The 12476-nt window shown below is 29.5% G+C and carries 11 protein-coding genes; 2 read left to right on the forward strand and 9 right to left on the reverse strand.

Annotation, left to right across the window (positions count from 1 at the left end):
• The first annotated feature begins 2 nt into the window (after window positions 1-2).
• Window positions 3-1112 (forward strand): efflux RND transporter periplasmic adaptor subunit, encoded by a 1110-nt coding sequence (locus B5464_RS12785; RefSeq protein ID WP_079738686.1) that lies wholly within the window; start codon window positions 3-5, stop codon window positions 1110-1112.
• 292 nt (window positions 1113-1404) lie between these two features.
• Entirely contained in the window at window positions 1405-1830 is a 426-nt protein-coding gene (locus B5464_RS12790; protein ID WP_079738687.1) for a hypothetical protein, read from the forward strand.
• Between the two features lie 205 nt (window positions 1831-2035).
• On the opposite strand, the gene B5464_RS12795 is transcribed toward B5464_RS12790, so the two are convergent.
• The 9 genes from B5464_RS12795 to B5464_RS12835 all read right to left on the reverse strand — a co-directional run bounded on the left by B5464_RS12795 (window position 2036) and on the right by B5464_RS12835 (window position 12403).
• Window positions 2036-3391 carry a TlpA disulfide reductase family protein gene (locus B5464_RS12795; RefSeq protein ID WP_079738688.1) on the reverse strand — a complete coding sequence of 452 codons (1356 nt, stop codon included), beginning with the start codon at window positions 3389-3391 and terminating at the stop codon, window positions 2036-2038.
• A 131-nt stretch (window positions 3392-3522) separates the two neighbouring features.
• Window positions 3523-3921 (reverse strand): hypothetical protein, encoded by a 399-nt coding sequence (locus B5464_RS12800; RefSeq protein WP_154066973.1) that lies wholly within the window; start codon window positions 3919-3921, stop codon window positions 3523-3525.
• A gap of 183 nt (window positions 3922-4104) precedes the next feature.
• A complete protein-coding gene (locus B5464_RS12805) occupies window positions 4105-4509 on the reverse strand; it encodes a hypothetical protein (protein ID WP_154066974.1) in 405 nt (134 codons plus the stop codon).
• Window positions 4510-4662: 153 nt separating this feature from the next.
• Window positions 4663-5403 (reverse strand): fibrobacter succinogenes major paralogous domain-containing protein, encoded by a 741-nt coding sequence (locus B5464_RS12810; protein ID WP_079738691.1) that lies wholly within the window; start codon window positions 5401-5403, stop codon window positions 4663-4665.
• Between the two features lie 288 nt (window positions 5404-5691).
• Window positions 5692-7896, reverse strand: a complete 2205-nt coding sequence (locus tag B5464_RS12815; RefSeq protein ID WP_079738692.1) for a M1 family metallopeptidase — start codon at window positions 7894-7896, stop codon at window positions 5692-5694.
• A 147-nt stretch (window positions 7897-8043) separates the two neighbouring features.
• Window positions 8044-10173, reverse strand: coding sequence for a M1 family metallopeptidase (locus B5464_RS12820; protein ID WP_079738693.1), 2130 nt, complete (start codon window positions 10171-10173; stop codon window positions 8044-8046).
• A gap of 29 nt (window positions 10174-10202) precedes the next feature.
• Window positions 10203-10700, reverse strand: coding sequence for a DUF6702 family protein (locus B5464_RS12825; RefSeq protein WP_079738694.1), 498 nt, complete (start codon window positions 10698-10700; stop codon window positions 10203-10205).
• A 30-nt stretch (window positions 10701-10730) separates the two neighbouring features.
• Entirely contained in the window at window positions 10731-11531 is an 801-nt protein-coding gene (locus B5464_RS12830; protein ID WP_079738695.1) for a hypothetical protein, read from the reverse strand.
• A gap of 83 nt (window positions 11532-11614) precedes the next feature.
• Window positions 11615-12403, reverse strand: a complete 789-nt coding sequence (locus B5464_RS12835) for a carboxypeptidase-like regulatory domain-containing protein (RefSeq protein ID WP_079738696.1) — start codon at window positions 12401-12403, stop codon at window positions 11615-11617.
• Between the last annotated feature and the right edge of the window lie 73 nt (window positions 12404-12476).

Genomic DNA, 12476 nt, shown 5'->3' on the forward strand with positions numbered 1-12476 from the left:
TCATGAGTAAAAGATCTAAAATTATTTTAATAATTATCGCAGTATGTTTTATTGCAGCACTTGTTTGGTTCGGTAAAAAGAACAAGAAAAGTATTGTAGCATATGAAACGGAAACACCTTTTAGAACCACAATTGTTAAAAAAACTGTGGCTACAGGTAAAGTAACACCTTTAGAAGAAATTGAGATTAAACCTCAAATAACAGGAATTATTGATAAAATAATGTTGTTAGAAGGCTCTAAAGTAAAAAAAGGAGATTTAATTGCAACTGTAAGAGTTGTACCTAACGAGCAATCTTTAATTAGTGCAAGAGGTAGAGTAGACAATGCAAAGTTACGTGTTAACAATGCCGCAATTTCTTACAAAAGAACTAAAAATTTATTTGATAAAGGCGTAATTGCTAGAGCAGAGTATGAAGGTGTAGAGCTTACATACAACCAAGCAAAACAAGATTTAAAAAATGCTCAGAACGATTATTTAATTATTAAAAGAGGTTCTGCAGGTTCTGGTGGTGCAGCAAATACTAATATTATTGCACAAATGTCTGGTACAATCTTAGAGATTCCTGTGAAAGAAGGAGACCAAGTTATTCAGTCTAACAACTTTAACGCAGGTACAACAATTGCGTCTATTGCAGATATGAGTAAAATGATTTTTGAAGGAAAAGTAGACGAATCTGAAGTAGGAAAATTAGTAAAGAATTCAGATATAGAAGTTTCTATTGGAGCTATTGAAGGAAAGAAATTTCCGGCGAAATTAAACTTTATTGCACCAAAAGGAACAGAAGAAGGTGGTGCTGTGCAATTTAAGATTAAAGCAGATGTTTCTTTAGATGATAACTTTTTTATTAGAGCAGGGTATAGTGCAAATGCAGATATCGTTTTAGTAAAAAAAGATAGTGTTTTATCTATAAAAGAAGGTTTGTTAAAGTTTGATAAAAAAACTGAAGAGCCTTATGTAGAGGTTAAAACAGGTGAAGATACTTACGAAAAAAGAACCCTAAAATTAGGAACATCAGACGGTGTGAATGTTGAGGTATTGGAAGGTGTTACAAAAGATGATGAAATTAAAATTTGGAACAAAGCATCTAAAAGCGATACACCTAAAAACTAAGGTTTAGCAATTCGTTTAAATATAAATAAGGATACATGTAAAAGCATGTATCCTTTTTTTATTTGTAATAGTTCGAGGTTTTAGCATTAAAAACATTTATGATGGCTATAATAATTGTTGTTGCCAATAATTTTAAAATAGTAAAATTCTTAACGAAACCTAATGAGCTCTTTTGATAACAATTTAATAATAAACAACATAATATATGTAATCAAAATACCATAGCTTTGTAGTGGTACTTATCGAGAAATAGGCTATTTCTTATTCATACAATAATGTATAAAACAAACAAATGAAAAATAATTTTATAAAATTAATTACTTTATTAACAGTTGCAGTAATATATACAAGTTGTTCAACCACAGAAGAGGTAGATATAGATACGACGGCACCACAAGTTTTAATAGAAAGCCCTAGTGTTAATCAAACTTATGTAGGGTATTGGGGTGGTGCATGGCCAGAAGCTGATAAAGTAATTATAAAAGCCTTAGGTGTCGATGATACAAAAATTGAATCAATAAAACTGACAGTTTTAAATGAGAGCAGAACTATCGTCTTTGAAAAAACAGTTAATAGTGTTACAAATACACAAACAGAACTTGTAATTTATGCAAGCTATACACCAACAGAAATAGGAACTTACAGTTTGGTATTTACTGCGATTGATTTAAATGGTAATATTGAAAATTCTGTATCTCGAAATTTTACAGTCAAATAGCACCTATTTTATAGGAAGTATAAATAATAACTTTTAAGTAATAGTTAGTAGTGCTAAAAGTTTTTTTATTTTAAGAATTTGAGATTTAGTTTAAACAAGCTCTTAAACTTCTAAGCATAATTTAGTAAAAAAAGCTATTCAGTATACTGTAATAGTGCTGTAATTAGTCCAAATTATCAATTAATCTTATAATAAAAGCAATTCGTTATTTAGTTTTCAATTCGTTTTCGATTTCCCTTTCTATAGCTATAGAAGGTTCGGTAATATTCGAATTAATTATTTTTCCATCTTTTCCAATAAGAATATATCTCGGAATGGATTTAATGTTATAATTATTTCCAAACTTAGTTCGCATACCATTTTCTATAAATAGATTTCTACCAAATTGTTTATGTTCTTTTGCTAGAAAAGATAACCATCCGTCTTTTGAAGTATCTACAGAAACAAGTAAAATTTCAACATCGTTGTTGTCTTTATATTTTTCGGCGAGTTTTAGAACTTTAGGTCTATGCTTGATACAAGGTCCGCACCAAGTAGCCCAAGTATCAATAAAAATAACCTTTCCTAATACGCTATCTAAATTAAACTGATTTCCAAGTGAATCTTCTGCTTGAAATAAATATGCCATTTCGCCCTTTTGTGAGGCATAAAAAGAAGAGGAAGGCTGTTCTATTAAACTGTAATAAATATTGTTTTTTTCAGAATTTAAAGTTTGAGTTAAAACCTCTGTATTGAATAATTTTTCGTGTTTTTCCCAATAAGAAGGCACTTCTATCAATGATTTAATATAGTTTGCTTTTAAAAAATCCGCTACATCTTTATTATTTGTTTTCTCTTCAATAAATCTCAAAAAATCGGTGATGCTTTCTATTGATTTATTTTCCCTTAAATATTCAACTTCGTATTTATAAAGATAAATATCGGGAAGAGATTTTAATAATTGGTTTGGACTATCTATATTCTTAATAAAGTTAAAATATCTATCATTAGGCTTTAACTGCTTTACAACTCTACCTAGCCAAAACAAAAATGAATATATGCGTGCATTATTTTGAAAGTAAAGTATCTCTAGGCTTTTAGAACTGATTTTGTTTTTAAATTTATTGATTTCATTTTCTCTTTTTACTCTGAATTTTTCAAACATAACAGGGATAGTATCTGTATTTTGAGTTGTAAATAAGAAAGAACTATTTTCTTGAATGTATTTTGTATTGCTTTTCCATAGATAATTAATTAAAGAATCACTTAAATTATTGGTTGTTAATGTAGCATCGTTTAGTATAGAAATATCTAAATTTTTGTGCTGCTCTAATATTGTTAAATATTCGATGTTCTTCTTTTTGTTATGTATGCTTGCAACTGTAGGATACTCTAATGCTATATTTTTAACTTTATTATTTTCGTAAATTTTTGCAATTGGTTTTTTCGTAATCAATTCTGAAACATAGAGTGTATCTAATTTAGTTGCTGAACTTAGACTCATTGTAAAACCAGCACTTTTTTCTTTGCATTGATAGCATAGACCTAAAATTGTAATTAATATTAGGGGTTTTAATTTCATTTAGTCGGTTTTAGTAATTTGTTACACGTTGTATATTTATTTTGTTGTGTGTTTTAGATACTTATTTTATAAATGTAAAGTAACACTAACTTTCTAGAATAGGTAAGGACTGCTTTTGTATCTTATTATTTCTAAAATTGATGAATCAACTCTAAAACTCTCTTTCTAGTAGCTTCTGACTTTTCATTATATAGTAATAACTTTACATCATTCGGAATAAAACCAATTTCTTCAATTAATTTATTGTTATGTTTCCTGATATTTTCGATTTTTAATTTACGCTGCAGAATCCACTTATTTTGTTCAATTTCGATAAGATGTTTTTTAGCCTTTTTAGTTGTTAATAGATCACTGTAAACTATTTGCATTAAACTATCTAATCGAATAGAATATTCACGTTCAGTTTTAAGCATAAATTTCCCTGAATCTAGTTTTACTTGATAACTTTTATCTATTTTTTTTAAAATGATGTCATATTCATTTACTTCTTTAGAACAACAACTCAACACAATTAATGCTAGTAATGTCAAAAGTTTTTTCATTTGTATAGAGTTCGTAGACGTTAATTTAAAAATTTAGGTGCTTGGTGCTGTTTCGTAATTGCAAGCAAGGTCTAAATGTTGTTAATCTAGTTTTTTAACTAGCCAATAAAGTACTTTAAACCTTTAGAAATTAAGCGTTAAGTTAGTAATTAATTATTAGGATAAGTAGTTCTAATTGGTTTTTTCGTATTTCAACTCAGGGCCATCACAAGCATTCCAAGTGTTAATAAAAATGGTTTCAGACTCAAGTTTCATAGTTTCTTTACTATTCGAATTACATGATCCAATAATAGCACTTTCAGAATCAAAGTTTAATTCTACTAAAGTTTCGTTCGAATTATTAATAAAATTATAAGTTCCAGAAACTTCGATTGTAGTTCCATCTTTATCTCTTGATTTTAAAAATGTTCCGTCAGCGTTTAATAAATAGGTTTCTTGCCAGTCCATTTCAGTACCAGAAGTTTCTGAATTTGGTATGCTACCGGTCATTTGTATTAGAGTCCAATTACCGACTAATATATTTTCAGTGTCATTTTCAGCATTTTTAGAACATGAGAATAAGGTACCGATTATCATTAATAATAAAATCTTTTTTTTCATGAATTTAAAGTTTTAGTGTTTCTATATTTATTAGATGCGCAAACTATAGAAATGTTGCGTATAATTACTTTCAATATTTAAGTAATTTGTTTTGATTCCTTAATTTTTTATACACGATGTATACATACGTTATTTTTTTATACATCTTATTCCTGCACCAATTTGAATTGCATTATTAGCATAAAGTATCGTCGTTTTATCAAAAAGGTTAATAGTAGCTCTAGTGCCATTTTGTGTGTTAACAGTGTTTGTAGCCCAAGTACAGATTCCGCCACCCAATGTTGGACCACCAAAAGCATTTATATATCCATTTGGTAACCCCTTAAAACCAATAGCATCTGTTCCGTTTCCTGACAAGTTTAACCATCCTGTTGTCGTTTTAAGCGCTTTACCTTCCGTTCCTAATTGTCCGTTGTTTGAGAGATGGCGTTCTAATTCTATAAAATCTGCAACCGTAGGAATTCTCCATCCTTTAGGTGCTAATTTCCCAGATTCTATTGCAAAATGATTATACATTGCTCCGTAATAATCAAACGGTAATTCTTCATCAAATTGTCTGTTTAAATCAAAGGTATCTGCCCATTGATAATAATCTATTTGTGTATTTCCATTATGCCAATCATTCCCGAATTCATATTTATTGATTGGTGAGCCATCATTATAAGTTGTGGTCTTTAAGTTTTCAAGCATCCAAACTTGATTTCCAATAGTAATAGTGTTATAAATATTACCATCTATATCCGTAACCGTTAAGTCAGATAATTGATTGGTGTTGATGCTATCTTTAGAACATCCAAATATTAATAAAAATAAAAAGATAAAGTTAAGGCGGATAAGTGATTTCATTTTTTTATTATTTAATAACTTCATTTAATAGATTTTAAATGAAGGTTTATAAACTTACTTTTTAATCTTTGCTAATTGTTTGTATACAAATTATTAGGTAATACAGTGTATTTATGATAAAAATAACGATTTAATTAACAGTAACATACCTATGATATAAATTTTGAGTGTTTATGTAAAATATAAGATGATGTATTTAAGTGTTTTGAGAGATTTTATGGTTCTTAAAAATAAAAAATCCAGAGAATAATTTCTCTGGATTTTCTTATAATTTAAATAGTACTTGTTTATAAAGTACAAACAATAGAAGTTTTAGTTCTTTTGTTTCTTTTTAAAGTCTTCAAATTTATTACCTTCTTTTTTAGGCCAGCTGTTGTTAGAAGTATCAACATCAGCAGTTTCAAAATCAGGATCTACTACTATACTTGTAATTTCTTTTGTAGAAGAAAATACTCTTCTTGCAGTTGTATCGCTACGCATCCAAATTTGTGCAGGAAAAGTTTCTCTTTTTGTAGTACCATCTGCATACGTTAATTCAACGATAATTGGCATTACTAAACCACCTGGCTTTTCAAATTCTACAGAGTAAATATACGCAGGTACTTCTTTACCATTTGCATATTTATTCATTGCATTTGCATTTGCATCTTCTTTTTTGTCTGTAATATACACTAAGTCACCTAAGTTGTCAAAATACTGCTTGTATTGTTCTTTTAGCTTAGTTACTCTTTCACTTGGCTTATCTGTTAAATATAAAGGCTTAACAGCTTTAATACCGATATCTGTAACATCTGTAGTGTAAAACCATCCTCTAAAGAACCAATCTAAATCCATACCAGATGCATCTTGCATAGTTCTAAAGAAATCTTCTGGAGTTGGGTGTTTAAACATCCATCTTTGAGAATAAGTTCTAAATGCATGGTCAAACAATTCTGGACCCATAATTGTTTTTCTTAAGATATATAAACCAGCAGCTGGCTTAGAATATGCATTAGGACCAAATTGCTTTACATAATCTCCTTGAGACATAATAGGAGAGATGTTTGCTTGGTCTCCGCCCATATAACGTGTAATGTTTTTAGCAGGATTAGAAGCAAATAATTCTGGGTCATATACATCTTCAGCTAAAATTTCTACGAAAGAGTTTAAACCTTCATCCATCCAAGTCCATTGTCTTTCATCAGAATTTACAATCATTGGAAAAAAGTTGTGACCAACTTCATGAATAATTACTCCTAACATTCCTTTTTTAGTTCTGTCAGAGTATGTTCCGTCTTCATTTGGTCTACCAAAGTTAAAACAGATCATTGGGTACTCCATACCTTGTCTTTCTGAGTGTACAGAAACAGCTTTTGGGTAAGGGTAATCGAAAGTTAATTTAGAATACTCAATTAAAGTTGTTGCAACAGCTCTAGTAGAGTGCTCTTCCCATAACGGGTTTCCTTCTTTTGGATATAAAGAAGTAGCCATAACAGTTTTACCGTTAATGTTAACTGCCATTGCATCCCAAATATATTTTCTTGACGTAGCAAAAGCAAAGTCACGAACTTTGTTTGCTTTAAATTTCCAAGTTTTTGTACCTGTAGCACGTCCTTTTTCGTTTTTCTCTGCTTCTTTTTGAGTTACAATTAGAACTGGCTTGTCAAAACTTTTTCTAGCTTTTTCAAAACGCTTACGTTGTGTTTTTGATAAAACATCTTTTTCATTTTGTAAAGAACCTGTAGCTTCTACAATATGGTCTGCTGGTACTGTTAAGTTTACTTCGTAATCTCCAAATTCTAAAGCAAATTCAGAACGACCCCAGAATTGCATGTTTTGCCATCCTTCTACGTTATTGTAAACTGCTAATCTTGGAAAAAACTGAGCAATTGTATAATTTTTGTTTCCATCAGGAAAAGATTCTAAACCAGAACGACCACCATCTTTGTTGATATCGTTGATTAAGTAATTCCATTCAATTCTAAATTCGAAAGTTTTACCAGGTGCTAATGCTTGTGGTAAATTAATTCGCATCATTGTTCTGTTAATTGTATGAGACAATGGCTTACCATTACTTTCTACTTTTGTAATATTATATCCAAAACCTTTCTTTTCGCCCATGTAAGAGCTCATAAAGTTGTCTGGAGTAACAAAGGCAGCAGCACTGTTAGATTTTGCTAACGGTGTTTTAGAATCATCTGCACGCATGTTTTGGTCTAACTGTACCCATAAATATTCTAAATGGTCTTTAGAATTATTGTGGTAAGTAATGTTTTCGTCACCATAGATTTTATTTGCATTTTCGTCTAAACGAATATCCATTATATAATCTACTTTTTGTTGCGAGTACTGATGTCCTGGAGCACCAGATGCAGTATGTTGATCGTTTGGAGTCGCGAAAACATCTTTCATTTGTCTGAATTTGTTTTCGTCTGTGTGCCCTTGCTGAGTTTTCTTTTTTTCTGTTGTTTTCTGTTGTGCTATTGTTGCAAAACTAACAAAGAAAAGAGAAAACATTAGTAAAGAAAGTTTTTTCATTTTGTTTGAATTGAATTAATTATGTCGCCTAAATTAAGCATATAAGTGCAGTTCTGTTAAATATTGTTAAAATTTTAACAAACCTTTATAAAAAAAAGCGGTGTAAATATTAATTTACACCGCTTATAGTAATTGAATAGCTAAAAATTAGTTCTTCATTTTCTTTTTAAACTTACTAAATTGATCTTTCTTTTCTCTAGGAAAGCTGTTGTTAGATACATCTACATCTGCAGTTTCTAAATCTGGATCGATTACAATCTTAGTAATTTGCTTATCTGAATGTATTGCTTTTGTTACTTGCTTGTCATTGTATCTCCAAATTTGTGCAGGATACGTTTTCTTTTCTTTAGTACCATCTGCATAAGTTAATTCTACTATAATTGGCATTACTAAACCACCTGGTTTGTTATAAGTAACTTCATAGAAATACTTTGGTTTAGCAGATTTTGGTTTTTTAATTGTTAAACCAGCACTTTTATCTTCAACAAAATTAACACTTTCGTTGTTAGATTCTTCTGCATAAAACTTTTTAACACCTTCGATACCGATGTCTGTAACATCTGTTGTGTAAAACCATCCTCTCCAGAACCAATCTAAATCTACACCAGATGCATCTTCCATTGTTCTAAAGAAATCTGCAGGCGTTGGGTGCTTAAATTTCCATCTTTTTGCATAGGTTTTAAAAGCATGGTCAAATAATTCTTTACCCATAATTGTTTCTCTTAAAATCCATAAAGCAGTTGCTGGTTTACCATAAGCATTGTTACCAAAACTGTACACATTATCTCCTTTAGACATAATTGGCGCAATTCTAGATTGATCTCCGGCCATATAACGAACTATGTTTTTAGGATAACCTCTTGTAATAGGAAAGTCTTTATCGTAGTCTAATTCTGCAAGCATTTCCATGTAAGAATTTAAACCTTCGTCCATCCAAGTCCATTGTCTTTCATCAGAATTAACAATCATAGGAAAAAAGTTGTGTCCAACTTCGTGAATAGTAACTTTAATCATTCTATACTTTACTCTATCAGAATAAGTTCCATCAGGGTTTGGTCTTCCAGGATTGAAACAAATTTGCGGATACTCCATACCCATTTGTCCGTCTACAGAAATAGCTTTGTGATAAGGATAATCAAAAGTATATCTAGAATACGTTTTTAAAGTTTGTGCAACTGCTCTAGTAGAATGGTCGCCATATAACGGATTTGCTTCTTTAGAATATAAAGATTCTGCCATTACGGTTTTGCCATTAATATTTACAGCCATTGCATCAAAAATAAATTTTCTTGAAGTTGCAAATGCGTAATCTCTTACGTTTTCTGCATAAAATTGCCAAGTCTTTGTTTTTTTAGACTTCTTTTTTTCAATTTTTTCTGCTTCTTCTTGTGTTCTAATAACTACAGGATTGTCAAAAGTTTTTCTAGCTTTTTCAATTCTTTTTAATTCTTTTTTAGAGAATACATCTTCTGGGTTTTTTAAAACACCAGTTGCCCCTAACATATGGTCGTCTGGCGTAGTAATGTTTACTGTAAAATCTCCAAATTCTAAAGCAAATTCACTTCTTCCCCAAAATTGGTCGTTTTGCCATCCTTCTACATTGTCATATACACACATTCTTGGGTAAAACTGTGCAATCACATAATTATTATTACCGTTTTCTTTAAAATGCTCGTAACCAGATCTACCACCATCTGTTCTGTGGTTGTTGATGTTGTACCACCATTTTATTTTAAACTGAAACTTTTCTCCAGAAGCCAATGGTTGCGCTAAATTGATACGCATCATTGTTTGGTTAATCGTATAAGATAAATTGCTATTATCTATATTTTTAACGTGTTCAATTTTAAAACCACCATCAAAAGGTGCATCGATATAAGATTTATTAAATCTTGCTGTTGAAGTTTTACCTGGAATTCTACTTGATTGAATATCTGGAGTTTTAGAATCTGCAGCACGCATATTTTGATCTAATTGCACCCATAAATATTGCAACGTGTCATCAGAATTGTTATGATATGTAATTGTTTCTTCACCATAAATTCTTGCGTTTTCATCATCTAAAACAATATCCATATTGTAATCTACTTTTTGCTGCGTATATTTTATTCCTGGTGCACCAGAAGCAGTTCTTTGTAAATTAGGAGTTGGTAAAATTTCTTTTAACTGTCTAAATTTGTTTTGATTTGTATGGCCTTCTTTTGTTACAGATTCTTGTGCAAAAGTTGCGCCAATTACAAATACAAAAGAAAGGATTAGTAGCCCTATTTTTCTCATAATTTGAAATTTGAATTGATTAATAATAGTTAATATGTTAGTATTTCTGTGTAATTATCTTTTTCTAATAAAACGCTTTTATTTTTTTTACCAACTTTAGATTTTATTAAGTTTTGTTGTTCTGGAAAGTGTTTCATTAGTATTTTGTTGCTAATTTCTATAGAAGAAACAGCGTTTACATCTTCTATTTCTAAATAGAAAAAAACCAAATCGCCTTCGTATTCTTTGCCAATATAATTAAAGTTTTTAGCGTTGTTATTAATTTTAAAATGCAATTTATCTTTTAAATAGTTTTCAAAATAAATATCGTTATTTTTTAGTTCTTTTTTGGTGGTAAGCTGCAAATCGATATTGTTGTCTTTATTTAGAGCAGTTTCAATATCATCCATAAAAACATTTATAATTACCTGTACAGATTTACCTTCTTCGTTGTATTTTATTTGAGTTAAGCTTAAATAATATTTGTGTACAGAAAAAGAACTTAGGGTTATTACGAATAGTAATAAAATATATTTTTTTAATTTCATATAGTTTTAAAAAACAATTACTGAGCCAAATTACTCTTTTTTTATAATTAATAAGTAAGATTTACTTTCTGATTGTAAAATTTTAATGAGTTCTAAGATCTTTTTTTCTTTGTGTAAATCTTCTATCCCTAAAGGATTGCAATATTCAAGAAAATGAAAATAGCGATCGATTGGAATTTTTAATTCATCAAAAAAGAATTTATCACCTAACTCTGATAATATTTTATACGGAAAAGCTTTTTGTCTCGCTAACTTTTTTCGCAATGCCCACAAACGTTCAGAATCTTTAAAAGGCATGCTAAAACCAGCACCCGCGCCGGCAAATCTTGCAGTTGGGTCTGTGGTAACCAAATCGGGTTTCATTTTATCTATAAGGTCATCTGGTGCTACGATAGACATATCGATATCAGAAAAATCTAAAATACTTTTTAGTGCTTTTTCTTTTTTATCTATTGGAACAGATTTAGAATCGGCCTCTAAACTGCCAAGTAAATTATGTCTTTTAAGCTCGAATGTATCTAAAACTACTGTATTGTAAGCTAATTTAACAGCCATTTTTTTTGTGCTAATAATTTGCTCTGTAATAGTAATTATTTTGGTAATGTGTTGTATCGACGAAACTCTTAAAGAATCTCCTTGTTTTACAAAAAGGCTAAAAGTACCATCATCTGCAGAAAAAGTACCTTGATTTGTTTTAAGATTGATAATATTGGCATTTTTTACAAACTTTAAAGAATCGGTAACTTTTCCGTTGATTATTGTTCTTCTATCTTGAGCAAAATTGAAGAAACTACTAAAGCATAAAAAGAGGAAAAGTATTTTTTTTGCCATTTAATAAAGTTGGTTGTTTACAAATTACGGAATTACATTGATTAAAATTACTGTTTATTTTTATAAACTTCTGTTAAAAGATACTATTGTTTGGTGAAATTAACGCGCTCTTTTTTTAATATTTCTATTAATTTTAGCACATTATTATTTTTATAAACTGTTATAATGTTTTTGTTTAAGCAATAATTTATAAAAAGAATATGTTGTTCTTTTTTAATATTTAAATCATTTTTAAAAAAATCTTCACCCAATAGGTTGTAAATTTTCTTAACTATTTTATCTTCTTCATCTAGTACATCACTAAAATTTTTCTTTTTAGAATTACCAGCAGCAAAAGAGAAACCAACGCCTTCAAAAGTATTTGGTAATCTTACCTTAGTTGGTTTTATTAAATGAGCTTCACCCAAACCTATTTTCATATTTGCAATTTCTTTTAAATCTAAATTTTTAATACCTATCAATAAATCGGCAACGGCTTTTTCTTTATAATTCTTTTTAGGTGTTTGTTTAATATCTGCTGCTAGAAAACCTGTTAAATTGGTTCTTTTGTATACAATTTCATCTAAATTATACATCGCTTCTTTTACTTCGATCAAATTTTCTTTTTCTATAAAATGATAGGCTTTTACAATCATTTTTTTTGTTTGATAACCTATAGAACTCAATTGTAAAGTGTCGTTAACTTTAGCTTTTATTTGAAATTTTCCGTTCTCTAGAGAAAATGTTCCTGCTTTAGTATTTAAATTGATAATGTGTACATCTTTTACTGCGGCAGTAGAATCAATAGTTTTGCCTTTAAATATAGAAGCTTGTTTTTGTGAGTAAATTGATAGAGGAATTAAAATAAAAATGTAAAGTAATTTTTTAGGCATGTGGTTGATTTTCTACAAAGTAAGTAGAAACCAGTCTTAAAAATCTATTAAAGCAATTGTAAAAGCATGTTAA

Source organism: Polaribacter sp. KT 15 (assembly GCF_900143115.1).
Classification (GTDB): Bacteria; Bacteroidota; Bacteroidia; order Flavobacteriales; family Flavobacteriaceae; genus Polaribacter; species Polaribacter marinaquae.

What these genes read in the sequence shown, in the direction of transcription:
- B5464_RS12810 (WP_079738691.1), bottom strand. Translation starts at nt 5,403, where the DNA reads ATGAAGTTATTAAATAATAAAAAAATGAAATCACTTATCCGCCTTAAC.
- B5464_RS12785 (WP_079738686.1), top strand. Translation starts at nt 3, where the DNA reads ATGAGTAAAAGATCTAAAATTATTTTAATAATTATCGCAGTATGTTTT.
- B5464_RS12815 (WP_079738692.1), bottom strand. Translation starts at nt 7,896, where the DNA reads ATGAAAAAACTTTCTTTACTAATGTTTTCTCTTTTCTTTGTTAGTTTT.
- B5464_RS12835 (WP_079738696.1), bottom strand. Translation starts at nt 12,403, where the DNA reads ATGCCTAAAAAATTACTTTACATTTTTATTTTAATTCCTCTATCAATT.
- B5464_RS12830 (WP_079738695.1), bottom strand. Translation starts at nt 11,531, where the DNA reads ATGGCAAAAAAAATACTTTTCCTCTTTTTATGCTTTAGTAGTTTCTTC.
- B5464_RS12805 (WP_154066974.1), bottom strand. Translation starts at nt 4,509, where the DNA reads ATGATAATCGGTACCTTATTCTCATGTTCTAAAAATGCTGAAAATGAC.
- B5464_RS12825 (WP_079738694.1), bottom strand. Translation starts at nt 10,700, where the DNA reads ATGAAATTAAAAAAATATATTTTATTACTATTCGTAATAACCCTAAGT.
- B5464_RS12790 (WP_079738687.1), top strand. Translation starts at nt 1,405, where the DNA reads ATGAAAAATAATTTTATAAAATTAATTACTTTATTAACAGTTGCAGTA.
- B5464_RS12820 (WP_079738693.1), bottom strand. Translation starts at nt 10,173, where the DNA reads ATGAGAAAAATAGGGCTACTAATCCTTTCTTTTGTATTTGTAATTGGC.
- B5464_RS12795 (WP_079738688.1), bottom strand. Translation starts at nt 3,391, where the DNA reads ATGAAATTAAAACCCCTAATATTAATTACAATTTTAGGTCTATGCTAT.